This is a genomic window from Gordonia sp. QH-12 (assembly GCF_001578675.1).
In the GTDB taxonomy this organism is placed as follows: domain Bacteria; phylum Actinomycetota; class Actinomycetes; order Mycobacteriales; family Mycobacteriaceae; genus Gordonia; species Gordonia sihwensis.
On the sequence record NZ_KQ969284.1, the window covers coordinates 139,850 to 166,076 of the forward strand.

Genomic DNA, 26,227 nt, shown 5'->3' on the forward strand with positions numbered 1-26,227 from the left:
GGTCGGTCCGGCGGGTCAGATCGTCGGCCGGAACGGAAGCCGCGGGCGTCCGGTGAGGTACAGCGACCCCGGGAGTCGGCGCAGTACTTCGACGACGGCGAGCGAGATCGCCAGTGTGCTGACGTACACCGTCAACGTCGCGAGCGGCTGCGGGATGTGGGCGACGAGCCACTTCTGGCCGTCGTCGGTGACCGGGCGCAGCAGGAAGAACAGCACCATCACGTGTACCAGGAACACCGGGAACGACCGGTTGGACGCGTAGGCGACCACTTTCGCCATGATCGGCGTCCGCTCACGGTGGAACGTGGCCCAGTGCAGTCCCGTCGCGTACACGCTGATGGCCGCGACCACGATGAACGGGAGCAAGGTCAGCTCGAACGGACTGCCCGGATCGTTGATCGGCGCACCGGAGAACAGCACCCGGTGCACGTAGGCGCCGACGGCGAGCAGACCCGTGCCCAGCAGGAGCCAGCCGAGCAGTTCGCCGCGCCCTCGCAGCCACTGCCCGATGCGTTCCCGGTGGTCGGCGGCCAGCGCACCGAGGATGATGAGCAGCTGGTAGGGCACCACGGTGGCGTACAGATGGCTCCACAGCTCGGCCATCCCGGTCGGCGGAGTCCAGTAGCAGATGAGACTGAAGACGGTGATCTGGAGCGCCGCGCTCGCGCCGAGCAGCCACCAGTGCCGGCCGCGGGTACGCGCCACCAGCCGGCGGATCAGCGGGAACAACAGGTACACCTGCAGCATCACGAACAGGAAGTACAGGTGGTAGGCGGCCGTCCCCCATTTGATGCGGTCGAACAACTCATCCAGGCTGCCCGGGACGTCACCGAGGCGTCCGCTCGCCCACATTCCCTCGATGGTCCAGTACAGCACCGACCACACCAGGTAGGGCACGATGACCAGCTTGATCCGGCGCCGCCAGAACGACGTGGCGCGGAAGTCGGGACGGTCGAGGTACTGGTACATGAGCACGAAGCCGGTGAGCGCGAAGAAGATGTTCCGGGTGGAGTGGAACAGCAGCGCGGTCCCGTTGGTGCCCATGCTGGTGAACTCGGCGGTCGTCGACGTGAGCGTGTGCACGAAGATGACCAGGGCGAAGGTCATCGTGCGCACCAGGTCGACGTGATGCAGGTAAGGGCGTTTGGCCGGCGCCGGCGCCGGCGCCGGCGGCGCGGAGCCTACGGCGGGAACGGTCGGGGTAGCCGCCTCGGGGAGGACAGCTGTGGACGACATCGGGTGACCTCACGGTTGCGGGGGAGCGGATCAATCGGACACGCTAACAGCCCACCCTGTGCACTCACTGTGTGCCCGCTGCCGGGCCGGTGTCGGTCCCGCTACCACCAGCCGGTGGCTTTCTGCAGGTCACGGTCGAGGAACGGCGCCAGGCTGCGCATGAAGGCGGTGGAGACGTGGTGGTAGTCGTGCCACACCAGGATGTTGCCGACCACAGCCGGGCAGTAGGTGTCGTTGCAGAAACCGTCGCTGTAGTCCAGGAAGGTCATGTTCGGGAAATCCGGGATCAGCGCGTCGGCCGGGTTCACCGGCGACAGCGCCCGTGACCGCTCCACGCCGCACACACGCGGCAGCTTGCCGGAAGCGATGCACTCCGGAGGCGAGAGCGGTCCGTGCGCCCACGGGGTGTCGCGTACGGCGACCACCTTCTGCCCGCGGTCGCGGAACTCCTTGAAGTAGTCGACGTAGCCGCGCGGCACCACGTCGCCGTTCTGCCCGGTGGGGGCGGGCCGGGTGGCGGTGGTGAAGACGACGTCGGGCCGGTCGACGGCCAGCTTGTCGACCACCGCCCGCGACCACTCGTTGCATTCGGTGAGGGTGCGGCCGTCGAGTTCCACCTCGGCCTCGGTCGAGAGCGCGCAGCCCGCTTTCATGTACGTCGTGACGCGGAAACCGCGGTTCTTGCCGATCTTGTCGAGCGCGGTCATCCAGTGCTCGGAATGCGAGCCGCCGACCACGGCGACGGTGTGCGCGCCCTGCGGATCGCCGTACACGCCGACCTTGATCGCGGGATCGCCGAAGTTGGAGAAGTGGTCCCAGTGGCTCAGCGGCCAGTCCTCCGCGGCGGCCTCCGGCGACGGCGCCACCGGCACGGCCGGACTCGGCGCACCCTCCAGGAGGGCCCGGGCACCGGGATACTCGCGGGGGTCGAGATTGGTGGTGTCGACGATCATCTGACTCTGGCGGTGCTGCCAGTAACCGGCACTCGCCACGGCGAAGACCGAGGCGACGACGAGGATCGCGGTGAGCCCGCGCCGGTAGCCCGCCGAGAAGCCGCCGCCGCGTCCCGCGCGCAGCGGCGTCTCGACGAACTTCGTCATCAACCAGGCGAGAATCACCGAGACCACCAGGATCGCGGTGCCCTCGGCGAAGTTCACAGCGTCGACGAATCGCCAGTTCATGTAGAAGATCAGCAGCGGCCAGTGGATCAGGTACAGCGAGTACGCGATGGAACCGAGCCAGACGATCCACGGGTGGGCCAGGACCAGGCCGCCGGGGCTCAGGTCGTTGCCGGGGACCGCCCGCGTCGCGGTGGCCGACGAACCGACCCAGACCAGCAGGAGCGTCGATCCGACCGGCACCAGCGCCATGACGGCCGGGTACTCCTGGACGCCCGCGATCCAGAATCCGGACGAGGCGATCATCGCGACGGCGAACACCGTCAGCAGCGTGCGCAGCCAGTTCGTCAGGCGCAGCCTGGGCATCCAGACGGCGAGCAGACCGCCGGCCAGCGGCTCCCACATGCGGGCCACGGTGTCGTAGTAATTGAACGGCTGGTTGATCCCGTGCCGGTAGTTGGCCCACGCGAAGGACACGAGCGTCACCGCGAGCAGCGACGTCCCGACGATCGCGCGGATCACGTTCGGGCGGGCCAGTGCCTCCCAGCGTGCGGCACCCCATTTGAGGAGGCCGCCCAGGGCGAGCGCGGTGAGGAGGGTCAGAACGAAGAACTGGCCCTGCATCGACATCGACCACAGATGCTGCATCGGGCTGATCGCGGAGTCTGCGGCGCCGTAGTCCTGCGAGAGGAAGGCCAGGTGATAGTTCTGGTAGTAGAAGGCCGAGGCGATGATCTCCTCGCCGAGCGGACCCCAGCGGGTGCTCGGCATGAGCCACCAGACGCCTGCCGCGATGAAGGCGAGCAGCAGGAACATCGCCGGAAGCAGGCGCCGCAGCAGCCGGCTTAGCCGGGGCCACGGATCCACCGCCGCGCGCCAGGAGACATCGGCCGGCTGGGTTCGGATCACGTGCTTGAGCAGCGAGGCGACGAAGAAGTAGCCGGACAGCGTGAGGAAGACGTCCACGCCGCCGGACACGCGGCCGAACCAGACGTGGAAGACGGCGACGAGGAAGATCGCGATGCCGCGCAACCCGTCGAGGTCGGGCCGGTAACCGGAGGTGTTCCCGGTGGCGGCGTCTTCGTTGTGTCGAGTCGGCGGTCCCGCCGTAACGTCGGTTCCAGCAGACTTCACACGCCGGATGCTACTGGGATCGTCCCGGCGATTTCCATTCGCAACGCGCGGCGGCGGCCGGCTGCGCCAGCGGTCATGGACGAAGCGCTTCTGCGGCGATCAAGTCGATCAGTGAACGGTAGGCAGCCGAATGCGCCTCGAACATCGATGTGTGCGTCGCACCGGGCAGCAGTTGCAGTCGACCGTGCCCCCGGTGCAGCAGGTACTCGGCGACGAATCGTTCGGAGTTGACCGCCGACACGAGTCGGTCGGCAGTGCCGTGCACCGCTACGATCTCGGGCGCGGACGCCTCGTCGCCATCAGCGGCCAGTTCCAGCGGGTCCACGGCGCGGTAGCGGTCGGCGACCGCGCTGGGCGGTCCGCCGAGGGCGCGGATCACACGGGAGTCGCCGTGCGTGGCGGAGAACACCATGTCGAGCGGCCCGGACACGCTGATGACCGTCGACGGCCGCCAGCGCGGAGGGCCGAGACCGAGACCGGGATCGTCGGCAGTGCGGAGTGCGGACCACACCGCGAGTTGGGCGCCGGCGCTGTGGCCGGCGAGCACCGAGTTCCGCAGAGTGATCTGCGGATGCGCGCGGATCACGGCGGGCAGATCGTCGAGAGCGGCAGCGACGTCGGTGAACGTGGCGGGCCAGCCGCCGCCGCTCCCCAGGCGCCGATACTCCACGTTGTAGACGGCCAGGCCGCGGGCGGTGAGGTCGCGTGCCAGACGGTCGAAGCTGTGCGCACCGACACCGCGCGCCCAGGCGCCTCCGTGAACCAGCACCACCAGCGGAAGCCTCGGGTGGGCAGGTGAGACGGTCGGCAGATAGAGGTCGGCGTAGTTCTGAGTGGGGTCGGCGTGCGCGGCCGGATACGCGATGCGCTGGAGGAAGGGCTCGGCCGACGTGACGACGGCTCGATGCGCCGCCGGGGTGATGGTCGAGTCGCTTCGGTGCGCTGCCGGTGCGCCGTGCGGCGATGAGCCGGGCCCCGCTTGCCACAGCAGAACGCCGAGCAGCGCGGCCGCCGCGAGCAGAGTGGAGACCACGCCGACGATGACGGGGTGGTCGCGCTTGAACTTCATCGCCTCGATTCTCTGCGTCGCCGCTGACAGTTCGCAGACGAGTACCTCTCGTCCCGCAGGAGATCGCGGAAGAATCCGCAGTCGTTACCACCGATACGCCCAATCTCGCCTGACGGCACCGAGTCCGACGCACCATGGAGTCAGCCGCGCGCAGGTGACGCGCGGCACAGTCGAGAAGAAAGCGTGACGCGATGAAGACGAAGGCCGCGGTTCTGCACGGTGTCAACGAGGACTGGAAGATCGAAGAAGTCGAGTTGGGCGACCCCGTCGCGGGTGAAGTCCAGGTCCGGCTCGTCAGTTCGGGACTGTGTCACTCCGACCATCACCTGCGGACCGGCCAGAGTCCGGCGCCGATGCCGGTGGTCGGAGGCCACGAGGGTGCGGGCGTCGTCGTGAAGGTGGGAGAGGGCGTCACTCGTTTCGCGGAGGGCGACCACGTGGTCACCGCTTTCATCCCCGCCTGCGGTGTGTGCGGACCGTGTTCGCGGGGCCAGCAGAACATCTGCGACGAGGGAGCCGGCCTGCTCACCGGCAAGGCGATCTCCGACAAGACCCACCGGGTGACGATGAACGGTGAGGGCCTCACCCAGATGTGTCTGCTCGGCACCTTCTCTCCGTACATCACCGTCAATCAGGCGTCACTGGTCAAGATCGAGGACGACATCCCGCTTCAGCAGGCCGCGCTCCTCGGCTGCGGCATCGCGACGGGCTGGGGTTCGGCCACCGAGATCGGCGGAACCAAGGTCGGCGACACGGTGGTCGTCGTCGGCATCGGCGGAGTCGGAATCAACGCCGTCCAGGGCGCCAGTGCGGCCGGCGCCCGGCACGTCGTCGCCGTCGACCCGGTGAAGTTCAAGCGAGACATGGCCGAGAAGCTCGGCGCCACGCACACCTTCGAGAGCATGGAGGAGGCGATCCCGGCGGTCGGAGAGATGACATGGGGAACCATGGCGAACACGGTCATCCTCACCGTCGGCGAGATCAAGGGCGAGTACATCGCGCCCGCGATGGCCATGACCGCCAAGGGCGGCCAGACCGTGGTGGTCGGCATGGGCGACTTCCAGGCGATGGACGTCAAACTCAACCTCTTCGATCTGACGCTGATGCAGAAGCGGGTGCAGGGGGCCATCTTCGGCGGCGCCGGCCCGCGCACTCAGGTGCCGAAGCTCCTCAACGAGTACCGGGCGGGCAAGCTGAACCTCGCCGACCTCGTCACCCAGACCTACCGCCTCGAAGAGATCAACAAGGCCTACGACGACATGCTCGAGGGCCACAACATCCGCGGCATGGTGGTCTTCGACGAGGCCGACTGGTAGTCGCGGCTGGTTGAGCGAGGACCCTCTCAGGCCGGTTGAGCGAGCGCCCTCTCAGGCTGGTTGAGCGAGCGGAGCGAGTCGAAACCACCACCGCCGCCCCGCTCGCCCACCCACCCCACCCCATCGAGCAGTTTTCGAGAAGCATCGCGAACCGTGCACTCGTAGCGTCAGTCGTATGACGAACATCAACACACTCACCCTGCAGGTCGCCGACGTCGAGGCGGCGAAGTCCTTCTACGACGAGGCGTTCGGGATCGGCGACCGTCTGCGCTTCGAACAGGCCACGCCGCCGACGTCGGGCTTCCGCGGATTCGTGATCTCCCTCGTGGTCGCCGACCCCGCGGTCGTCGATTCCTTCATCGAACCGGCGATCACGGCGGGCGCGCGCGTCGTCAAGCCCGCCAAGAAGTCGTTCTGGGGATACGGCGGTGTGCTTCAGGCACCGGACGGCACCCTGTGGAAGATCGCGGCGTCGTCGAAGAAGTCCACCGGTGCGCCCTTGCGCGTGGTCGACTCCCTGGTACTGCTGCTCGGCACCTCCGACATCACCGCCAGCAAAGCCTTCTACGTCGACCACGGGCTCACGGTGGCGAAGAGCTACGGCCGCAAGTACGTCGAGTTCGAGGCCGCCGACGGCGCCGTCACCCTCGCCCTGTACGGCAGGAAGGGCGCGGCGAAGGACGCGGGTGTGCCGCCGGAGGGCAGCGGTTCGCACCGGCTCGTCGTCGGTTCCGATGCCGACGCATTCGTCGATCCCGACGGTTTCGCCTGGTCACCGGCGAGTCTGACATCGGGTCAGCCGCTGTCGGCGCAACCTCGCCGTGCCGACGCCGGAGGGGCCACGGCCTGATCGCCCAGGGCGAACACCGTTCCGGAACAAACAAAGGGCACCCTCGGTTGAGTCGAGCAGACTGAACTTTGGAGGTGTGATGTCTGAGAACATTTCCGTTCCCGTGCTGTTCGTTCCCGATCTCGTGGTGCTGCCCGGGATGGTGGTGCCCGTGCCGCTCGACGATGCCGCGCAGGCCGCCGTCGACGCGGCCCGCGCGAGCGACAGCGCAGAACCCGGTGCGGGCAAGATCCTGATCGCCCCGCGCCTCGACGGCCACTACCCGACACACGGCGTGATCGCCTCGGTGGTGCAGGTCGGTCGCATGCAGGGCCGAGACGGCCACGTCGCGGTGATCCGCGGCGAGCAGCGCGCACACATCGGTGCCGGAACCACCGGTCCGGGTGCGGCGCTGTGGGTGGAGGTGGAGCTGGTTGAGGAGACCGAACCCACCGAGACCACCCGCGAACTGGCCGCCGAGTACCGCAAGGTGGTGCTCGCGATGCTGCAGCGCCGGGAGGCGTGGCAGGTGATCGACGCCGTCAACCGCCTCACCGATCCGTCCGCGCTCGCCGATACCTCGGGCTACGCGTCGTGGATCAGCGATGAGCGCAAGCGTCGGTTGCTGGAGACCGAGAACGTCGACGAGCGGCTGCGGCTGTTGATCGACTGGACCGGGGAGCACCTGGCGGAGACAGAGGTCAGCGACAAGATCGCGGCCGACGTGCGCGAGGGCATGGAGAAGACGCAGAAGGAGTTCCTCCTGCGCCAGCAGCTCAACGCCATTCGCAAGGAACTCGGGGAGGACGAGCCGGACGGTGCCGAGGACTACCGGACTCGCGTCGAGGGCGCCGATCTGCCCGAGAAGGTCCGTGAGGCCGCTCTTCGGGAGGTCGGGAAGCTCGAGCGAGGAAGTGATCAGAGCCCCGAATCCGGCTGGATCCGGACCTGGCTCGACACGGTGCTCGACCTTCCGTGGTCGGTCCGGACCGACGATTCGACCGACCTGATCGAGGCAAGGGAGATCCTCGACGCCGACCATCACGGTCTGGAGGACGTGAAGGACCGGATCGTCGAGTACCTGGCGGTCCGCGCCCGGCGTGCCGAACGCGGATTGTCGGTGGTGGGCGGTCGCGGTTCCGGTGCGGTGATGGTGCTGGCCGGACCTCCCGGGGTCGGTAAGACGTCGCTCGGCGAGTCGGTGGCCCGCGCGCTCGGTCGCAAGTTCGTCCGCGTGGCGCTCGGCGGTGTCCGCGATGAGGCCGAGATCCGCGGTCACCGCCGCACCTACGTGGGCGCGCTGCCCGGACGGATCGTCCGTGCCATCGGCGAAGCCGGTTCGATGAATCCCGTCGTCCTGCTCGACGAGATCGACAAGGTGGGCTCTGACTACCGTGGCGACCCCGCGGCGGCGCTTCTGGAAGTCCTGGACCCGGCGCAGAACCACACGTTCCGCGACCACTATCTGGATCTGGACCTGGACCTTTCGGACGTGGTCTTTCTCGCTACCGCGAACGTGGTGGAGAACATTCCGTCGGCGCTGCTGGATCGTATGGAGCTGGTCACGATCGACGGCTATACCGAGGACGACAAGGTCGCCATCGCGCGTGACTACCTGGTTCCGCGACAGCTGGAGCGGGCTGCGCTCACGGCGGACGAGGTGAGTGTCACCGAGGGCGCCTTGCGTGAGATCGCCGCGAACTACACCCGTGAGCCGGGTGTTCGGCAGTTCGAGCGGATGCTGGCGAAGGTGGCGCGGAAGGTCGCGGTGCAGGCCGGCGCCGGGAGCGAAGCGAGCGGGCCGGATTCGCACGGCGCCGGGAGCGTAGCGAGCGGGCCGGATTCGCACGGCGCCGGGAGCGAAGCGAGCGGGCCGATCGTCGTCGACGAGACTGCGCTGGTGGAGTACCTCGGGCGACCGCGGTTCACTCCGGAAACCGCCGAGCGCACCGAGGTTCCGGGCGTCGCCACCGGTCTGGCCGTGACGGGAATGGGTGGCGACGTGCTGTTCATCGAGGCGCTGAAAGCGGCGGGCACGTCGGAGAAGGGCGAGCACGCGGCCGGACCGCAGCTGAAGCTGACGGGCCAGCTGGGTGATGTGATGAAGGAGTCGGCGCAGATCGCGCTCTCGTACGTGCAGGCGCACGCCGCCGATTTCGGCATCGATCCGGCTGATCTCAACGGCACGGTGCACATCCACTTCCCGGCCGGTGCGGTTCCTAAGGACGGACCGTCCGCGGGTGTCACGATGGTGACCGCGTTGGTGTCGATGCTGACCGGCCGGCGGGTGCGCAGCGATGTCGGCATGACCGGCGAGGTGACCCTGAACGGGCGCGTGCTGCCGATCGGCGGCGTGAAGCAGAAGCTGCTCGCCGCGCAACGGAACGGGTTGAAGACGGTCTTCATCCCGCAGCGCAACGAGGCCGATCTGGACGAGGTTCCGGCCGAGGTGCTCGAGGCGCTCGAGGTGAAGCCGATGACGGATGTCGCGGTGATCGTCTCGGAGGCCCTTGAGCCTGTGGAACAGGCGCGCGCCGCGGCGTGATGAGAATTTTTGGCTCCCGGACGGGTCTCACAGGCCTGTCCGGGAGCCAGAGTTTTCAGAGGAGTTCGGCGCGGCGGGCGGCGAGGGCATTGGCTAGCTCGCGCATGCAGTCGCCGGGCGCCAGATTGAGCTGCTTCCACGAGTAGGCCAGCGGGATCCAGCCGAGGCAGGCGATCGAGTTCGCCTTCGCGAGATCGCGGTTCCACCGGTCCTCGTGCCGATGGAAGGCGTAGCCGTGGATCTCCACGCCGACGCGCTCGGCGGGCCAGGCGAAGTCCCACGGCCGACCGCAGATCGGGAACTGCTGCTTCCATCCGGTGATCTGTTCGCTGCGGAGCATCCGCACGAAGAGTCGTTCGGCCTCGGACTCCGAGCCGTCGGCGGAGACACCCAGCAGCTTGCGCACTCGGGCGAGTCCGTGGACGCCGCGGTTCCGGTCCAGCGCGGCGACCAGTTCGGGCACGGTCACCACGCGCTTCTGAATCATCCGATCGAGGAAGACCAGACCCTCCTCGTGTTCTGACGCCGCGCCGAGAACCGAGAGAGCGGTGCCGGTCACCTGGATTCCACGGACCTCGGTGATGTCTTCGTGCGGGTAGGTGCGCCGCTTGAGGTCGGCAGCCACCCCGCAGGTCGCATTCGGCTTCGCCGAGCGCGGCACCGCGGCGGTGATCGGCCCGGGAACGTCCCGGACCAGTCCGTGCCACCAGGCGGCAGCGGTGCGATCGATGGTGGCCGCCCTCGCGTGCGCGACCACGCGTATTCGCGCGGCGGCCTCCAGCGGGTGGGCGAGGGAGAGGAAGACTTCGCGGGCCTGCCGTACCCACAGGCCTCGCTCCACCTGCGAACGGATCTGGCCGACGGTGAGTCCGCAGGCCAGTGCTTGTCCGGTGGTGATCACGCCGTCGTGAGCGGCGAGATGGTGTGCGACCGCGATCTCCGGATGCTCCGACCACCGGCTGTTCGCCCGACGATCGGCTGTCGACTGTGCTTCCCCCACCTTCAATTAGACGCACGTGCCGGGCTATCGGTTCCGGTCTGCAAAATTTTGGCTCCCGGAACGGTCTGTGAGACCGTTCCGGGAGCCAAAATTCTCGGCGGGTCAGTGCGCGGGTTCCTCGGAGGTGAATCGCTGCGCGTAAGCCACGCCGAGCGAGAGCAGAACCATTCCGGCGACGATGAAGGCGATCACCCGGAACATTCCGTCGAGGGCGGCGAGATCGAACAGGAAGAGTTTCGCGACCGCCGCGGCGATCACCGACAATCCCGTGGCGAGGGTGAGGGTGCGGCTCGCTCCCTGCAGCCTCCGCGCCCACATCAGGGCCGCGGCGGCGGAGCCGAACCAGACGAGGGTCGCCGCGAGGTGACCGGCGCGGAATCCGGTGGTCGAGCCTCCGGTGGCGACTCCGGCGACGCCGACGCACAGTTCGGTGGTGAGCCACAGGCCGATGAGGCCGCCGATCAGCCAGATCTGTTGTGCGCGGCTCGGCGCTGCGGTGCCCCATTCGCGGGCCAGCACCATGGTGGCGGCCAGGCCGAGGAGTGAGCCGACGAGGAGGGTCGCGTGGACCGAGTCACTCAGCCCGCCGGGATACAGGAGCTGTTGCGCCCCGCCCGTCTCCAGCAGCGACGACAGTCCGAGGCCCGCGAACACGGTGGCCGCGATCCGCACTGCGCCCCGCAGATCGTCGGCCCAACGGGCCGCGAGACCCATGATCACCGCACCTGCCAGGAAGCCGAGCGAGATCGTGGAGGCGTCGAGTGCGACTCCGAGCGCCATCGAGATCAGCACCGCTCCTGCGGCCAGCCACACCACCCGGCAGACGAAGGGCACCGACGCCGGTCCGCGGGTAGCCACCGCGGCGACGACGAAGAGCACGGCGCCCAATCCGATCACCGCCGTCGACGATCCGGCCCCGGCGGTCCACTGACCTGCGATCATCGGCAGCGGGATCGCCGCGGCCACCGAAGTGAGTCCGAGCACCACGGCGCGACTGCTTGCGGGCGCCAGCATGATCGCCGAGCAGAGCGCCAGGGCGAGCCCGGTGAGCGCGGTGACCGCAAGGAACCACGCAGGGCCGTCGCCGATCACCACGAACACGGTCATCGGAAGCGTGGTGGCGACAGTGTTGACGACGAACAGCGGGGTCCAGTCCCGACCGGCCTGCAGCCACAGGGTGGCCGCCGCGTACGTCAGCATGAAGCAGACCAGGAGTTCGTCGACGCCGCCCGCGACCACCGGCGCGAAGACCAGCAGCGGCACCGACACCATGAGTGCGAGCGCCTGACTGTCCCACCGGTGCGCCGACCACAGTCCGCCGCCGCCGATCAGTGCGCCGGCGACCAGCGCTGCCGACTCCGGCAGCCAGCCGTAGATCGCGGTGGCGGCGAGGACGTCGAGTAGGGCCGCGGCGACGCCGGTCGCGACCAGGGCGACGGCGCCGGGACGCTTCTCGGGTCGGCGTCCGACCCGCGATCCGACGCCGACCAGTGCGGCGGCGAAGACCGCGCCGCCGGCGACGCGAAGCTCGGGCCGGAGCAGACCGGCCTGTGCGGCCAGAACCAGCAGCAGCACGATCCCGATCAGCGTGATCGCGACGCCGACCGCCGCCAGAACCCGGCCGACCAGCCCGCGTTCGGCGGCGTCGGAGAGTCGTTTGCCGAGGCTGGGCGCCGGCGTGGCCGGCGGTGCCGGGAACGGGCGCGGAGCGTACGACGGCGGGCCGTATGGAGGAGGCGGGTAGGGCTGCGGGGCGTACGACGGGACCCCGTACGACTGGGGACCGAAGGGCTGTCGCGTGAACGGCGTGCCCACCGTCGGCGGCACCGTCGCGTACTGCAAATGCGGCTGCGGCTCAGGCTGCGGCTGGGGCTCAGGCTCAGGCTGGGGCGCGGGCTGCGGTCCCGTCGCCGCGACCGGGGGCGCATCCGCGTCCTGCGGCGTCTCCGACTCTCGGGCGAGCGACGCGGTGAACGCCTCGAAGTCGGCCGACACCGCCGACATCCGGCCCGCGATGCTCTTCAGCTCGTCGCCGAGGCGGGCCGCCGCGACTGCTGGATCGTTGTTGTTCGTCATGCCTTCCAGCGTCGCGGTGCGGCGCCTCGCGGACATGCGCAGAATTACGCAGAAGGTGTGGGGAGTTGGCCGTGGGGTCGGCGGTTACTCCTGGTCGAGGCCGTGCTCGATCGCGTATCGCGCCAACTCCACCCGGTTGCCGAGCTGCAGCTTCCGCAGCGCGGCGCCGACGTGGTTCTCGACGGTGCGCGGACTGATCGACAGCCGCGTCGCGATCTGCCGCGACGACAGCCCCTTCGCGACATGCCGCAGCACCTCCGTCTCGCGCTGCGTCAGCGTCGGTGCGTCGGGTTCGGGCGAGCGGGCGATCCGCCGGTACTCGCCGAGTACCAGTCCGGCGAGGCCGGGAGTGAACACGGCCTGCCCGTCGCCCGTCGCGCGGACGGCCGCGACCAACTCCGACCGCTGCGCGCTCTTCACCAGATACCCGGTGGCCCCGGCCTTGATGGCCTCGAGCACGTCGTCGCGCTCGTCGGACGCCGAGAGGACCAGCACGTGCGCGCCGGGGTGCGCCGCGAGGACGGCCGCGGTCGCTTCGGCACCCGAGCCGTCGGGCATCTGCATGTCCATCAGGACGACGTCGGGCCGCACCGCCGCGGCACGCGCGGCCGCGCTCGCGCAGCCGTCGGCGGTGGCGACGACGTCGAAGCCCTCCTCCGACAGGTCGCGCGCCACGCCCTCTCGCCACATCGGGTGGTCGTCGACCACCATCACGCGCAGTGCGGCATCGCTCATCGGGACTGCGCCTCTCTTTCGCCGGCCGGGACCGTCAGCTCCCATTCTGTCCCGGCACCGGGCGCCGACTCCAGCCGAGCGGTGCCGCCGAGTGCCTCGATCCGCCCGATGATCGACCGCGAGATCCCCATCCGCCCTTCCTTCACCGCCGCCGACAGCCGGCCGGGCTCGATCCCCACACCGTCGTCGCGGACGCTGACGACGATCTCGGTGTCGAGGTCTTCCAGCAGGACGAAGGCGTGCGCGTCGCCGCCCGCGTGGCGTTCGACGTTGTCGAGGATGTTGCCGACCGCGGCGAGCACCTCGCCGGCGACCGCGGCGTCGATCAGGACCCGCTCGCCGGGTGTGCTGACCCGAACACGGTCGGTCGCCAGGGCGCGCAGGCCCGGTCCGAGGTCGAGGAGGGCGCCCCCGTCTGCCACCGGCGCCGGCGTCGCCGCGATGAGCTGCCGCAGCACGCGTTCCTGTTCGGCCGCCAGACTCGCGAGTTCGTCAGTGGGACCGCCGATCTCGCGCCCGCGACGAGCGATCAAGGGCGAGGACCTGCAGCACGCCGTCGTGCACCTCGCGGGCGAGCCGTTCGCGTTCGGCCGATGCCGCGGCGAGTTCGACGGCCGCGGTGAGCCGGGAATGCATCAGTCGGGCGCGGGAGGCGGCCATGCCGAGGGCGATCGACGCGGCGGCGAGCAGGATGGCCGTCGCGTTGCGTCCGAAGTTCAGCAGGAATTCGCCCTTGACGTAGTAGTTCGTCAGTCCGATCACCGCTGCGGCCGCGAAACCCCAGCGCGCCCCGCCGAGCAACGCCGCGGACAGTGCCGCGTTGGTCATCCAGAGAGTGGTGGGCCAGGTCTGGTTGTCGGCGATCCACTGGCCGGAGGCGACGAACTCGGTCGAGAGCATCATCGCGGCCGACACGATCACCTCGCCCGCGACGAACCACCGGCGGCGACCGAATCCGGCGAGGTAGCCGGTGGTCCACCAGACGTTGGCCGCGGTCAGGACGGCGAACAGGATCCAGGTGACGGCGGGATGTTCCAGGTCGCCGTTGATCGCGACCTGGAAACCGAGTGCGTAGACGAAGGCGACGAGACGGAAGATCTGCGCCGCCCGCCACATGGGGCCGACTGGGTCGGCGTCGTCCAGACCCCGCCAGAGGGCGGTGGGATCGGCGGCGGGCAGGGCGCGGCGGTCCACGGTTCAGAACTGCCGGTCGCGGAACGGGGACGTCGTCATGGCTCCATCTAACAAGGGGCGCGTCACAGCGGCGACGGCTCTCGACGTTTCGTCGGTCGGAGTCGACCTCCTGATCGATGTCCTACGCTCGGCACGTGATCTTCTGGCCGCGACGACGGCGCCGCCCGCCGGCGCAGCAGCCTTCGCGGGTGCCGTTGCCCGGACTGTGGTCGCGCGGCGTGGAGTTCGGCGACGACGCCCTGACCTTCGTCGACTACGTTCACCCGGCGGCCTCGGTGTGTGCCGAGCCGGTGCTGTCGGTGGGCGGGATTCGCGACGTCGACCCGGCTGGATTCCCGCCGGAGATCCGCACGACGGCGGGCGAGACGCTGTTCGTGTCCAAGCTGCGTGAGGGCGACCTCCGGCAGTTCGCCGAGCGTCACCGGATTCCGCAGATCGCCCGCCCCGACATCTGGATGCGGCTGCTCGAGCCCTTTCTCGACACTACGATCGGCCACGGTCGGCAGGCCGATACCGACGGCTGGCTGCGGGAGCGCGGGTTGTCGGAGGCGGACATCGCTCGGGCCCGCGCCCGCGTGGGACCGATGATGACCGCCTACAACGAGCTCCTGTGGGAGGGGAGGATCTGAACCTCTCCGACCTCGTTCTGGCCTCCGCATCCAGTCCCGACGCGGGTCTGTATTGGTGGGCGATGGGGATCGCCGACCGCGCGGCCGTCGAGTAGGGCGGGTTCAGCTCGCCACGTACACCTTCATCGCGACGATCTGCCTGCGTTCGAAGGTGGCCATCGCCACCGCGTGTTCTTCGCCGCGCGTGAGGCTCACTGTCACGTATCGTCCGGCAGCCAGGCACTTGCCGGTCTGCCAGCCGTCCAGTTCGTCGCGCAGGTCTGCGACCGGCCCGACGCGCCCGGCACCGTACTCGACCCGTACGTCGGACCCGGACCGCTCTGCGCACGCCGCGTCTAGGAACGCGAGCGTCCGCCGCTTCTCCGCAGCACCCGCGCGAACGAACCCTCGGGCGAAGCCGGCGGCTCCGCCGAGTCTCTGGTTCCGCAGCAGCGCCCCGGTCAGCCGCGTCGAGATGGGGAGCGCGTCGAGGCCTTCGGCGAGGAGTTGTCGCACCATGGTCGGCAGTTCCCAGTGGGCGAACAGGCCCGCGATCAGATCGGCCGACGCCATCTCGTACCGCAGGTGCACAGGCACCGTCAGCGTCACGGCGTCGCTCATGCGGATCTCCAGCGTGAGGTCGCGGATCACGGTGTCGCCGCAGACGATGTCGTGCGCCGGATGGAAGACGATCGTGTTGGGGGCGATGAAGGTGTCGTAGAAGCGGGAGAGCTGCTCGTCTCCGCGGTGCGGGCTCGACCCCACGGGGTCGTTGACTATCGCGTCCGGCGCGAACAGCGACAGCCACCGCTGTCTGTCGTGCGCGGCAACGGCTGCCGGCGACCCTTCGACGGTGGCCAGCATCTGCTCTCGCAGTCCCATCCCACTCCGTTCCTGAGTCGACCATCGCAATAGAACGCGTTCTAGTCTAACCGTCGGTCCGTCGCCCGGAAATGGGGAAGGCGCGTCCGGGTCGGGGTGCACCGGACGCGCCTTCGCATGGGTGGGTCAGGAGACTGCGCAGGTCTCCGTGTCGACCTTCTTCACCGTGGTCCCGTTGGTGATCGAGACGGTATTGGTGGCGGAGTTGACGCTCGCGACGTCGCCGTCCTCAAGCGGGGTCCGGCACTTCTCGACACCATCGGCGTTGAGGATCAACTGACGATCGGTGCCCGCCACTTCGAGAGCGATCGTGAGCTTCGGCTTGGCCTCGGTACTCGGCTCGGTGGCTTCGGCACTGGTGTCGGGTGCCGACGACGGAGTGGTCGACTCGACAGACTCGGACTCTGACGGCTTCGTCGACTCTGATGGCTTCGTCGCCGACGTGGTGGGGTCGGCTTCTGATTCTGGCGCATTGCTGGTCGACGGGTCCGATGTCGTCGACGGTGCAAGTTTCTCCATCGCGCTTCGCATCCTCGACAGGGCGCCCGGTGCGTCGTTGACGATGTTTTGGGGTGCGGCGGGAGTCCAGTCGGACTGTTCCTGCCAGGTGGAGATATTGGATCGACCTCGGTCACCGCCTCCGTTGGAGGTGCAGTACGTGACGCCAGACCAGTTGGTGATGTCCCACTGTGCGTATCCGTTGGACAATTCGCCGTTTTGGCCGTATCGCGTCCGGACACGAACGGAATAGACCTTCTTCAGAACTGAGTACGGGAGGGAAATGCCATTGTAGTTCGCGTCCGGGGTCGCGCCTGACCAAGCCGGACTGCTTCCGCCCTCCCACCGTTCCACTTGGTACCAGTATCCGGGGCCGGCGCTGGTCCATTGGAGATCCGCTTTGGAGCCGAGTCCGCCACTGCACGACATGCCCTTCACCACGGGTACCGGTGTGAAGTTCTGACTAGCGATCTGGGACACATTGGCTGTCGCCGCATCAGTTCCGGCGGCCATGGTGTCGGTGGTCTGTACCAGTCCGACCGCGGCGACGGCCGCGCCGCCGATGGCGAGGAGCGCACGAGTGGACGGCAGCTTCTGGCGAATTGATTGACGGAGATTAGCCACAGTTGGCCTCCTGGAGCTTGGCCTCGCTGCTGTCGGCGGGCTCATCGAGTGTTTCGGTCTGGTGTGCGTCATTCGACGCGTCGCTGCTGGATCGGCGTAGGGGGCCGAAAGCGAGCATCAGCAAGGCCCCGGCGAGGACGCCGCCGAGGAAGATCGCCGTCTTGCTCGAAAGCCAAGCGGCTACGTACCCGGCGAACGGCACGCTTGTGATCACTCGATCTGCGTGATCGACCAGGTACGGCGTGGGATCCGCAACTCGGTTCGCATCGCCCTTCATGATCAGCGCGACCTTGTCGCCACCGGCGGGGTCGACTGCAACGACGCGATGGGTGATTCGAGTTCCGGCCTCGTTGTCGACACTGACGACATCGCCGACACTGATCTGCGCTGCGGGAACGGTACGGGCCACTGCGAGAGAGCCGGTCGGGATCTGCGGCGACATCGACCCCGATCGGAACACCAGTGGCTTGATCCCGAACGTCATCGACACCACTGCGATCACGATGCAGACCAGACCCGCGACGGCGCCGAGATTGAGGGCGAGCTCGCGGCGGCGGCGTCGCTGCGTAGTCCTTGCTTGCTGCTGACTCATTGCGAGATCACGCTTGGGTCGCTGCGAAGTTGAATTTGACTGACAGAGCTGACATCCGCGCACTATTCGGGGCGTTGGAGTCGAGAGTGATTTGGAAGCACAGATTGTCGGTCGTGTTCTTGTTCACTCGCTGGTTGGTCGTGATGATGTCGGTTGTGCCGAGCGTCAGCGCCTTGCCCGTTGCGATGGCGGTGCCGCCGCTGCAGACGGTTCCATTGCTGCTACCACCCCGGTAGACGTTCACCCTCAGATTCTGCGCGAACGTGCCGGCGTTCGCGTCGCCGTATGTCGCTGTGCCGCTGTCGGCGCTGACTGCCTTCATCGTGTAGTCGAAGTCGCTGCCGCCGATGTTGTTGACCGGGAGCATACCCGCGACTGTGGCTCCCTTAGCGAGGTTGAGCTTCGCCAATGACGCGAATTGGTGTGTTGGCCGGTCGCCGTGAAGATCCATTCGCACGTCGACGGCCGCCGTGCTGAACATTCCGGTAGTCGCGGTCGCGGTGTCCGACCACGCGGCCATCGTGCCGACGGCGCCGAGACCGAAGACCATTCCGAGTGAGGCGATCGCTCGGGCGCGCGTCCAACCGGTGTCGCCGAGGCGCCCGCGCAGTCGCGACCCCGACCGCTCGCGGTCGTGAGTTTCGTTGGATGAGGACATCTGTTTCTGCCTAATCATTCGGGAGGGAGTCACTTGATGAAAGGAATCGGTTGGGTGATCTCGGCACTGGGGATCACCGGCGCCGCCGACGGCGGATCGGGGACCGCCGAGTAGGCGAGCGGCGGACGTCCGGACTGATCGGCGCCGCACGCATAGCAGCGGTTCTCAGATCCTGCGGGGTGCCGGCCGCCGACCTCGGCGTGCGCCGGAACCGCCTGCGTGGGAGCCGGCGGCATCGGCGGATCGGGCGGAGCGGCGCCGGGTTCGGGGTTCTCGGGAGGCTTCGGCTTCTTGCGGTCGCGGATGCTGCTGATCCACATCCACAACGCGTACGCACCGAGACCGCCGGCGATCACGAACACCGCGATGCTCCGCGACGAGCCGGAGATCAGGGAGTTGATCCGGCCGAGGTAGGGAACCGAGTACAGCAGTCTGCCTCGGACCTGCTCTTCGACGAGTTGAACCGGGTCCGTCGCATTGTTGGCATCGCCCTTGGTGATGAACCGGCGCTTACCGCTCGCGTCGTAGACGATGCTGATGATCCGATGCGTCGTGACCGACGGATTGCCCGACTCCGGCTGGAACGTGATGACGTCGCCGGCCTTCAATTGATCGCCCGGCGTCGGCTTCACCACGATCAGCGTTCCCGGCGGGTACGTCGGCTGCATCGACCCGGTGAGCACCGTGTACGCGGTGGAACCGGTCAGCCGCGGAACCACCACGAGCACAGCGAGCACGCCGACCGCGACGAGCAGCAGCGTCCACGAGGCGATCGTCTTCACCCACCAGATGGGTGGAGTCGCGTCGGAGTTCTCCGCGTCGCTTGCGGAGGGAAGCGCCTCCGTCTCGCTGGTGTGATGGGTTCCGCGACTGAACATCATGAGTTGCTGACCGACTGGGCGCCGAAGGTGAACGTCGCGTTGGCCGACTGCGACGTCGATGCGTTGGTCGCGATGGTGGTACGCAGGCACAGCACTTCGGTAGTACCCGCCGCGACGTTGCGGGCTGCGGTGGCAGCGGTGTTCATCGCACCCGAGTAGATCTCCTCACCGACATCGCCGGTGGGGGTGCATGCGGCCTCGCTGCCGACTACTGCGACACGCAGCTTCAGCGGGGTGGTGCCGGTGACGGCCACCGAGTTCAGCTTGTACTGCATCGTTACGTTGCCGGAATTGATGACCGGCAGCGGCTTTTGGACGCTGTCACCGGGGTTCGCGTCAGTCAGCGTCAGGCCGTCGAGCGTGAACTGCTTGACGCCGCCCTGGTTCACCGAGATGTCGAGCTTGCCTGCGGTGATCGTGCCACCGTTGCTCGTTGCTTCCGAACGCCAGAGGGCGCCGGTCTGCTGGAGGGAGATGAATCCCACCAGCAGAACCGCCGCCGCTGCGAGCGCCCATTTGATTTGGGGCTTCACGAAATCCTCTTAATCACGGGAGGAGTGGTTTAGTTCTGCTGCAGAGTGACCGTGGCGCCGGAGAGGTCAGCGGTCTTGTCCTGTCCGTCCTTGTTGCTTGTGTCTGCTCTGAATGTGATGTCGGTCGAGACCTTCTTGGTCGTGTTGTTGTCGGCAGGGGTCACAGTGATTCCGGGGCCACCACCTGCGGTCGTCGGATCGAGGTACTGTGCGAGATCGCCGGAGACACCGCCCACACTGGGAGTCAGGGTCGCCGTCAGGTTGGTTCCTACGGCCGTGATCTTGTAGCTGGCCGTGTACCGGACGGTGTCGCCCGGCACGAGACGGTCGGTGCCAGGGTTGAAGGTATCGCCATCCTTCGTGCCGCCGACCCACGTCCAGGTACCGGTGTCGACCGCGGTGAGGTTCAGCTGACCGGCGGTGACAGTGCCGCCGTTGGTGTTGACGTTGCTGTTCCAAGCCGCCATGGTGCCTGCGCCACCAGCCAGGATGGCTGCGCCGGCGGCTGCGGCGAGAGCGCCCTTCGTAACCTTGTTCATGTCTTCCCTTAATTGAATCGGGACACCCGAAGGTGTGGGAAAGGGTGACCCGCGCGGCGGGAGATGCCCGCGCGGGGGCGGTCACCGAAGTGACCGTCTACGGCCGGGATTCACCGGGGTGGATGGCCGAAGTCTGTGTGATCGGCCGGCGTACGACGGGTGCGCGAGCTGGCCGATCCGCCGTTCAGCGCCCGCCGGCGTGGATGGCCGGGGCGTTCAGGCTCACCTGAACGCTCTTGGCGGCATCACTGCTGCCGCCTCCGAGGCTGCCGAACATGCTGCCGAGCGAACCGGAACCGAGCGAGCCCGAGTCGAGAGATCCGGAACCGCCATCACCTCCGGGATCAGTCGGGTCCACGGGATCCACTGGAGCGTCGCCTGCGACCTCTTCGAGAGAGGTGCTCCAGTCAGGTTTGATCGTGAAGTTCTGTTCGGTCTCCCCTTGTGGAATGCCAACGAACAGTTCCACGTCGATCGGTGTGTTCTGGATGAGCCGACCAGTCTCGACGACGAGGATTCCGGGGCCGCCTGCCAGGCTGTGCTTGCTTCCCTTCACCGAGCCGGCGTTCGCGCGGACGGTGGCCGAACCTCCGCCCGGGAGTTCCCAGTTGCCGGCGAACACCTGGAATTTGGCGGGCGTGTCGCAGGAGTTCTTGATCTTGAACGAAGCCTGCTTCACCTCGTGGCCCGGGACCGGGCGGTCGGTGTTCCACGAGAGGACGTCCAAATTCCCCCACGTGGTTCCGCCGTCCTGCGAGTACTTGGTGCAACTCTGGTCGAGATTCTCGCCGACCGCAGCATGAGCGCTGCCGGCGCCGATGGCAGCGAGCGACACTGCCGCTGCTCCGGCGGCAGTGACGACGACTGCGCGTCGAGCGGTTGAGGTCAATCGTGCGATGGGTGCCATGCCGAGAATGATGGGACGCCGCAGCGCCCCACGGTGCCACTAACTCTGGGGACACAGTGCGAGGGAGCACTTCTGTGCCGGAAATGCGGCGTCGCGGGCGAATGTGTAACGAGGGATGTTTCCGCAGGTCGACGGGATCGAGGGGCCTCTGCTCAGGTCGTTCTCAGGTATCCGGTGACGCGCGTCACCATTTGTTCGTATGAATGGAACAGGTCATGGTTTTGACGCTCGATACGTGCCCGGCTGGTCTGCCGATGGCGCAGATGCTGACTTCACGTCCGACCGTCTCCCTGCGGTGACGGACATCACCCAGGATTGAGTCAACTTCGCTCAACTCTCCGGAATGAATCGTCCCTGCGTACAGTTGAACCCATCGAGAAACTTGAGTGAAAGCGGCTCAACAAGGTTGACGGGGTGAACATCCTCGATTAAACCTGAGTCGAAGGCGCTGAGGTTTCACAGACCAACAAGGCCCTCCCGGCCCAAAGAACTACCCGGCCCCCACCAGCAAGCCGGAACTAGGAGGAACACACATGTCACGTGCTGTCGGAATCGACCTCGGCACCACCAACTCCGTGGTGTCGGTTCTCGAAGGCGGCGAGCCCGCCGTCATCGCCAACGCTGAGGGGTCGCGGACCACTCCGTCGATCGTCGCGTTCGCGCGCAACGGCGAAGTCCTCGTCGGACAGCCGGCCAAGAACCAGGCCGTCACCAACGTCGACCGCACCATCCGCTCGGTGAAGCGCCACATGGGCGACACCGATTGGACCGTCGAGATCGACGGCAAGAAGTACACCCCGCAGGAGATCAGCGCCCGCACGCTGATGAAGCTGAAGCGCGACGCCGAGGCCTACCTGGGTGAGGACGTCACCGACGCGGTCATCACCGTGCCGGCGTACTTCAACGACTCGCAGCGTCAGGCCACCAAGGAGGCCGGCCAGATCGCGGGCCTCAACGTCCTGCGCATCGTCAACGAGCCCACCGCGGCCGCTCTGGCCTACGGTCTCGACAAGGGCGAGAAGGAACAGACCATCCTGGTCTTCGACCTCGGTGGCGGCACCTTCGACGTCTCGCTGCTCGAGATCGGCGACGGAGTCGTCGAGGTCCGCGCCACGTCGGGCGACAACAACCTCGGTGGTGACGACTGGGACGAGCGCATCGTCGAATGGCTCGTCGACAAGTTCAAGGCCAGCTCGGGCATCGACCTGACCAAGGACAAGATGGCCATGCAGCGTCTGCGCGAGGCCGCTGAGAAGGCGAAGATCGAACTCTCGTCCTCGCAGAGCACCTCGATCAACCTGCCGTACATCACCGTCGACGCCGACAAGAACCCGCTCTTCCTCGACGAGCAGCTCTCGCGCGCTGAGTTCCAGCGCATCACGAGCGACCTGCTCGAGCGCACCCGGACTCCGTTCCAGGCCGTCATCAAGGACGCGGGCATCGCGGTCAGCGACATCGACCACGTGGTGCTCGTCGGCGGTTCCACCCGCATGCCTGCCGTGACAGACCTGGTCAAGGAGCTCACCGGTGGTCAGGAGCCCAACAAGGGCGTCAACCCGGACGAGGTCGTCGCCGTCGGCGCCGCCCTGCAGGCCGGCGTCCTGCGCGGCGAGGTCAAGGACGTGCTGCTGCTCGACGTGACCCCGCTGTCCCTCGGCATCGAGACCAAGGGCGGCGTGATGCACAAGCTGATCGAGCGCAACACCACCATTCCGACCAAGCGGTCGGAGACCTACACCACCGCTGAAGACAACCAGCCGTCGGTGCAGATCCAGGTGTACCAGGGTGAGCGCGAGATCGCCTCGCACAACAAGCTGCTCGGATCGTTCGAGCTCGGCGGCATCGCGCCTGCACCGCAGGGCGTTCCGCAGATCGAGGTCACCTTCGACATCGACGCGAACGGCATCGTTCACGTCACCGCGAAGGACAAGGGCACCGGCAAGGAGAACAGCATCCGCATCCAGGACGGCTCGGGTCTGTCGAAGGACGAGATCGACCGGATGATCAAGGACGCCGAGGCTCACGCCGAAGAGGACCGCGTCCGCCGCGAGGAGGCCGAGACCCGCAACCAGGCGGAGTCGCTGGTCAACCAGACCGAGAAGTTCCTGAAGGAGAACGAGGACAAGGTCCCCGCCGACGTCAAGGACAAGGTCAACGCGGCCATCACCGGAGCCAACGAGGCGCTGAAGGGCACCGACACCGGCGCCATCCGCAGCGCGATCGAGAAGCTGTCGGAGGAGTCGCAGGCCATGGGCCAGGCGATCTACGCGGCGGCTCAGGCCGAGGGCGAGGCCGGTGCGGCCACCGGTGACGCCGGAGCCGACGACGTCGTCGACGCCGAGGTCGTGGACGATCCCGCCGAAGGTGAGAACAAGTGACAGCCGGTAACAACGCCGGGGAGAACACCGCCGAAGAGCCGGTGACGGTGACCGACAACCGTCGCGTCGACCCGGAGACGGGTGAGGTGCGCGACGGCGCGGGAACCCAGCAGGCTGAAGCCGCCGCGGACGACGCGGCGGCCCAGCCGGCCGGCGACCAGGCCACCCCGGCCGATGCGCAGGTGGCGGAGCTGACCGAGGCCCTGCAGCGGGAGCGCGCGCAGTTCGCGAACTTCCGTCGCCGCAGTGCCGAGGAGCAGCTGCAGGCCGTCGACCGCGGTAAGCAGATTCTCGTGGAGAAGCTGCTGCCCATCCTCGACGACCTCGACCGCGCCCGGGACCACGGAGACCTCGACGAGGGCCCGCTGCGGGCGTTCGCCGACAAGCTGGTCGACGTTCTCTCGGGTGAGAAGCTGGCGAAGTTCGCGGAGCCGGGCGAGGAATTCGACCCGGAACTCCACGAAGCCATTCAGAATGATGGCAGCGGGGACACCCCTGTCATCGGCAACGTCTTCCGGACGGGCTACCGCCTGGGAGACAAGGTGATCCGTCACGCCATGGTGACGGTCACCGACCCGGCGCCGAGCGACGCTGCGCCGGAGCAGTGATGCGAGCGCGGGGTCGCCGTTGCACGGCGGCCCCGCGGCCCCACTGCCACCGTGTGTCCGAACAGGAGCGACACATGACAACCACAGACTTTTTTCAAGGAGGTGACGCCTGATGGCTCCCCAGCGTGAATGGCTGGAACGCGATTTCTACGCAGACCTCGGCGTTTCTTCCGACGCCAGTGCCGACCAGATCAAGAAGGCTTACCGGAAGCTCGCCCGTGAGTTGCACCCGGACGCCAACCCGGGCGACACGGCGGCCGAAGAACGCTTCAAGAGAGTGTCGGAGGCGCACAGCGTGCTCTCCGACGAGACCAAGCGCCGCGAATACGACGAGGCCCGGACCCTGATGGCCAGCGGCCGGTTCCGCGGCGGCAACGGTTTCGGCGGCGGAACGCCGGGCGGTGCCGGCGGATTCGACTTCGGCGACCTGTTCGGCGCGGCCGGCGGTGCGGGCGGGGGCGGTGGCCTCGGCGACATGCTCGGCGACCTGCTGGGCGGACGCGGCGGCGGCTTCGGCGGGTCGGCCGGCGGACCCCGCCAGCGACGCGGCAACGATCTCGAGACCGAGACCACCCTTGCATTCCGCGACGCGGTGCAGGGAACCACGGTGACGCTGCGCGTCACCAGCCCGTCGCCGTGCACCAAGTGCCACGGCAGCGGCGCACGGCCGGGCAGCAGCCCGCGCACGTGCCCCACCTGCAACGGCACTGCCTTCGTCACCCGCAACCAGGGGCACTTCGGATTCTCCGAACCCTGCCCCGACTGCCAGGGCACCGGCACCAAGATCGACGATCCGTGCCCGGACTGCCAGGGCACCGGCATCACCGTGCGCCCGCGGACCATCAACGTCCGCGTCCCGCAGGGCGTCGAGGACGGTCAGCGGATCCGGCTCGCCGGGCAGGGCGAGGCCGGGATGCGCGGCGCGCCGTCCGGCGACCTGTACGTGACCGTGCACGTGATGGCCGACAAGGTGTTCACCCGCAGCGGCAACGACCTCAAGGTCTCACTGCCGGTGTCCATCTCGGAGCTGATTCTCGGAGCGACCATCTCGGTTCCGACGCTCGACGGTTCGGTCGGCGTCAAGATCCCGGCGGGCACCTCCGACGGACGGACCCTGCGGCTGAAGGGCCGCGGTGTGCCGAAGCGATCCGGCGGATCCGGTGATCTGCTGGTGACGGTGAAGGTCGCGGTGCCGACCAAGCTCGACGACGCGGCGACCGAAGCGATGAAGAAGTATGCGGAGGCCGAACGGGCCAGTGGATTCGACCCCCGCGCAGGATGGGGGCGGTGATGACCCATGGCAGTCGACGATCGAGGAGACCGGTCGCGCAATGACGACGTCGGCGACGCCGCCACGTTCATGATCTCGGTGGCGGCGGAGCTGGCCGGCATGCACGCCCAGACCCTCCGGACCTACGATCGGCTGGGTCTGGTGACCCCGCAGCGCACGCGCGGCGGCGGGCGTCGCTACTCCAACCGCGACGTCGAGATGCTTCGCGAGATCCAGCGGTTGTCGCAGGACGAGGGCGTGAACCTCGCGGGGATCAAACGGATCATCGAACTCAGCGACGAGGTGGAGGCCCTGCGCCGACGGGTCAGTGACCTGACTCGGCAGATGGAGTCGGCGTCGCGGGCACGTCACGGAGAACTGGTTCCGGTGCCCCGCACCAACGCCCTCGTGGTGTGGCAGCCGCGGGGAAAACGGAGCCGCTGACGCGGTAGCACCACGACGCGATAGAACCACAACGCGATAGAGCCACAAGGCCGCCGACTGCCGTCGGCGGCCTTGCCATATCGGTTCCACTATCCTCGGCGGCGTGTGCCCCGAGCACCCACCGTCTATCCAGAGGTCCCCATGAATCTGATCCACGCCGCAGGCCGTGCCCTCACCGGCATCCCGTACATGATCCTGGGCTACGACGCCGCCACGGCGCCGGGTGCCCGCGTCGAAGCGGCGTCGCCGCTGCTCGACAAGATCCGGACCGTGATCCCGCTGCCGACCGACAACGAGACGATCGTCCGGGCCAACGGTGCCGCCCAGGTGCTGGGCGGCGCGATGATCGCCACCGGTCTCGGTGCACGGCCCGGTGCGGTCCTGCTGGCGGCGTCGCTGGTTCCGACCACCTTCGCCGGGCACGCCTTCTGGGAGATCGACGATCCGATGCAGCACAAGATGCAGCAGATCCAGTTCCTGAAGAACGTGTCGATGCTCGGCGGTGCGTTGGCAGTGCTGGTCGCGTCCCGGCATCAGTCGTAGGCAGTGCCCG

Annotated in this window: 23 protein-coding genes and 1 pseudogene; 9 read left to right on the top strand and 15 right to left on the bottom strand. The window is 67.9% G+C overall.

Translation table 11 applies throughout. The features are described from left to right. Window positions 1–15: 15 nt before the first annotated feature. The 3 genes from Y710_RS04140 to Y710_RS04150 form a co-directional block, all read right to left on the bottom strand. Window positions 16–1,236, bottom strand: a complete 1,221-nt coding sequence (locus Y710_RS04140; RefSeq protein ID WP_062366479.1) for an acyltransferase — start codon at window positions 1,234–1,236, stop codon at window positions 16–18. A 101-nt stretch (window positions 1,237–1,337) separates the two neighbouring features. Then, the gene (locus Y710_RS04145) at window positions 1,338–3,488 is read right to left on the bottom strand and encodes an acyltransferase family protein (RefSeq protein ID WP_062366481.1); all 2,151 of its coding nucleotides are present in this window, start codon (window positions 3,486–3,488) and stop codon (window positions 1,338–1,340) included. A gap of 73 nt (window positions 3,489–3,561) precedes the next feature. Continuing rightward, complete coding sequence (locus Y710_RS04150) at window positions 3,562–4,557, bottom strand: alpha/beta hydrolase family protein (protein ID WP_062366483.1); 996 nt, start codon at window positions 4,555–4,557, stop codon at window positions 3,562–3,564. A 191-nt stretch (window positions 4,558–4,748) separates the two neighbouring features. Here Y710_RS04150 and Y710_RS04155 point away from each other — a divergent pair, with 191 nt between their 5' ends. From Y710_RS04155 to lon, 3 genes are all read left to right on the top strand, one after another. Further along, a complete protein-coding gene (locus tag Y710_RS04155; RefSeq protein ID WP_006898017.1) occupies window positions 4,749–5,873 on the top strand; it encodes an NDMA-dependent alcohol dehydrogenase in 1,125 nt (374 codons plus the stop codon). A 175-nt stretch (window positions 5,874–6,048) separates the two neighbouring features. Next, complete coding sequence (locus Y710_RS04160; protein WP_006896043.1) at window positions 6,049–6,723, top strand: VOC family protein; 675 nt, start codon at window positions 6,049–6,051, stop codon at window positions 6,721–6,723. Between the two features lie 79 nt (window positions 6,724–6,802). After that, window positions 6,803–9,247, top strand: a complete 2,445-nt coding sequence (gene lon, locus Y710_RS04165; RefSeq protein WP_062366484.1) for an endopeptidase La — start codon at window positions 6,803–6,805, stop codon at window positions 9,245–9,247. Window positions 9,248–9,302: 55 nt separating this feature from the next. Here lon and Y710_RS04170 read toward each other — a convergent pair whose 3' ends face one another. The 4 genes and pseudogenes from Y710_RS04170 to Y710_RS04185 all read right to left on the bottom strand — a co-directional run bounded on the left by Y710_RS04170 (window position 9,303) and on the right by Y710_RS04185 (window position 14,174). Continuing rightward, window positions 9,303–10,247: a hypothetical protein gene (locus Y710_RS04170; protein WP_062366486.1), complete on the bottom strand. Its 945-nt coding sequence runs from the start codon at window positions 10,245–10,247 to the stop codon at window positions 9,303–9,305. A gap of 102 nt (window positions 10,248–10,349) precedes the next feature. After that, complete coding sequence (locus Y710_RS04175; protein WP_197462907.1) at window positions 10,350–12,323, bottom strand: DUF2339 domain-containing protein; 1,974 nt, start codon at window positions 12,321–12,323, stop codon at window positions 10,350–10,352. A gap of 84 nt (window positions 12,324–12,407) precedes the next feature. Continuing rightward, entirely contained in the window at window positions 12,408–13,058 is a 651-nt protein-coding gene (locus Y710_RS04180; RefSeq protein WP_006896047.1) for a response regulator, read from the bottom strand. Further along, window positions 13,055–14,174 (bottom strand): annotated as a pseudogene (locus tag Y710_RS04185) (DUF5931 domain-containing protein). The gene Y710_RS04180 and the pseudogene Y710_RS04185 overlap by 4 nt, the downstream one beginning before the upstream one ends. Window positions 14,175–14,386: 212 nt before the next feature. Here Y710_RS04185 and Y710_RS04190 point away from each other — a divergent pair. Beyond that, window positions 14,387–14,881 carry a hypothetical protein gene (locus Y710_RS04190; protein ID WP_062366490.1) on the top strand — a complete coding sequence of 165 codons (495 nt, stop codon included), beginning with the start codon at window positions 14,387–14,389 and terminating at the stop codon, window positions 14,879–14,881. Between the two features lie 102 nt (window positions 14,882–14,983). Here Y710_RS04190 and Y710_RS04195 read toward each other — a convergent pair whose 3' ends face one another. The 8 genes from Y710_RS04195 to Y710_RS04230 form a co-directional block, all read right to left on the bottom strand. Then, the gene (locus Y710_RS04195; protein WP_062366492.1) at window positions 14,984–15,742 is read right to left on the bottom strand and encodes a nuclear transport factor 2 family protein; all 759 of its coding nucleotides are present in this window, start codon (window positions 15,740–15,742) and stop codon (window positions 14,984–14,986) included. Window positions 15,743–15,868: 126 nt separating this feature from the next. Then, on the bottom strand, window positions 15,869–16,864 hold the full coding sequence (locus tag Y710_RS04200; RefSeq protein ID WP_062366494.1) for a hypothetical protein: 996 nt from the start codon (window positions 16,862–16,864) through the stop codon (window positions 15,869–15,871). Continuing rightward, entirely contained in the window at window positions 16,857–17,456 is a 600-nt protein-coding gene (locus tag Y710_RS04205; protein ID WP_062366496.1) for a signal peptidase I, read from the bottom strand. Before Y710_RS04205 ends, Y710_RS04200 begins: the two co-directional genes overlap by 8 nt. 7 nt (window positions 17,457–17,463) lie before the next feature. Then, complete coding sequence (locus tag Y710_RS04210; RefSeq protein WP_006896057.1) at window positions 17,464–18,132, bottom strand: SipW-dependent-type signal peptide-containing protein; 669 nt, start codon at window positions 18,130–18,132, stop codon at window positions 17,464–17,466. A gap of 11 nt (window positions 18,133–18,143) precedes the next feature. Then, on the bottom strand, window positions 18,144–18,995 hold the full coding sequence (locus tag Y710_RS04215; protein WP_039867285.1) for a signal peptidase I: 852 nt from the start codon (window positions 18,993–18,995) through the stop codon (window positions 18,144–18,146). After that, on the bottom strand, window positions 18,992–19,528 hold the full coding sequence (locus Y710_RS04220) for a hypothetical protein (protein WP_006896059.1): 537 nt from the start codon (window positions 19,526–19,528) through the stop codon (window positions 18,992–18,994). The genes Y710_RS04215 and Y710_RS04220 overlap by 4 nt, the downstream gene beginning before the upstream one ends. A gap of 29 nt (window positions 19,529–19,557) precedes the next feature. Continuing rightward, window positions 19,558–20,067: an alternate-type signal peptide domain-containing protein gene (locus Y710_RS04225; RefSeq protein ID WP_006896061.1), complete on the bottom strand. Its 510-nt coding sequence runs from the start codon at window positions 20,065–20,067 to the stop codon at window positions 19,558–19,560. A gap of 184 nt (window positions 20,068–20,251) precedes the next feature. After that, window positions 20,252–20,974 carry a hypothetical protein gene (locus Y710_RS04230; protein ID WP_006896062.1) on the bottom strand — a complete coding sequence of 241 codons (723 nt, stop codon included), beginning with the start codon at window positions 20,972–20,974 and terminating at the stop codon, window positions 20,252–20,254. Window positions 20,975–21,507: 533 nt separating this feature from the next. Here Y710_RS04230 and dnaK point away from each other — a divergent pair. The 5 genes from dnaK to Y710_RS04255 all read left to right on the top strand — a co-directional run bounded on the left by dnaK (window position 21,508) and on the right by Y710_RS04255 (window position 26,217). After that, complete coding sequence (dnaK, locus tag Y710_RS04235; protein WP_006896063.1) at window positions 21,508–23,352, top strand: molecular chaperone DnaK; 1,845 nt, start codon at window positions 21,508–21,510, stop codon at window positions 23,350–23,352. After that, the gene (grpE, locus tag Y710_RS04240; protein ID WP_006896064.1) at window positions 23,349–23,960 is read left to right on the top strand and encodes a nucleotide exchange factor GrpE; all 612 of its coding nucleotides are present in this window, start codon (window positions 23,349–23,351) and stop codon (window positions 23,958–23,960) included. Before dnaK ends, grpE begins: the two co-directional genes overlap by 4 nt. A gap of 112 nt (window positions 23,961–24,072) precedes the next feature. Further along, window positions 24,073–25,251 carry a molecular chaperone DnaJ gene (gene dnaJ / locus Y710_RS04245; RefSeq protein WP_006896065.1) on the top strand — a complete coding sequence of 393 codons (1,179 nt, stop codon included), beginning with the start codon at window positions 24,073–24,075 and terminating at the stop codon, window positions 25,249–25,251. A gap of 6 nt (window positions 25,252–25,257) precedes the next feature. Next, complete coding sequence (locus tag Y710_RS04250) at window positions 25,258–25,674, top strand: heat shock protein transcriptional repressor HspR (protein ID WP_006896066.1); 417 nt, start codon at window positions 25,258–25,260, stop codon at window positions 25,672–25,674. A gap of 141 nt (window positions 25,675–25,815) precedes the next feature. After that, on the top strand, window positions 25,816–26,217 hold the full coding sequence (locus Y710_RS04255; protein ID WP_006896067.1) for a DoxX family protein: 402 nt from the start codon (window positions 25,816–25,818) through the stop codon (window positions 26,215–26,217). Window positions 26,218–26,227 lie beyond the last annotated feature (10 nt).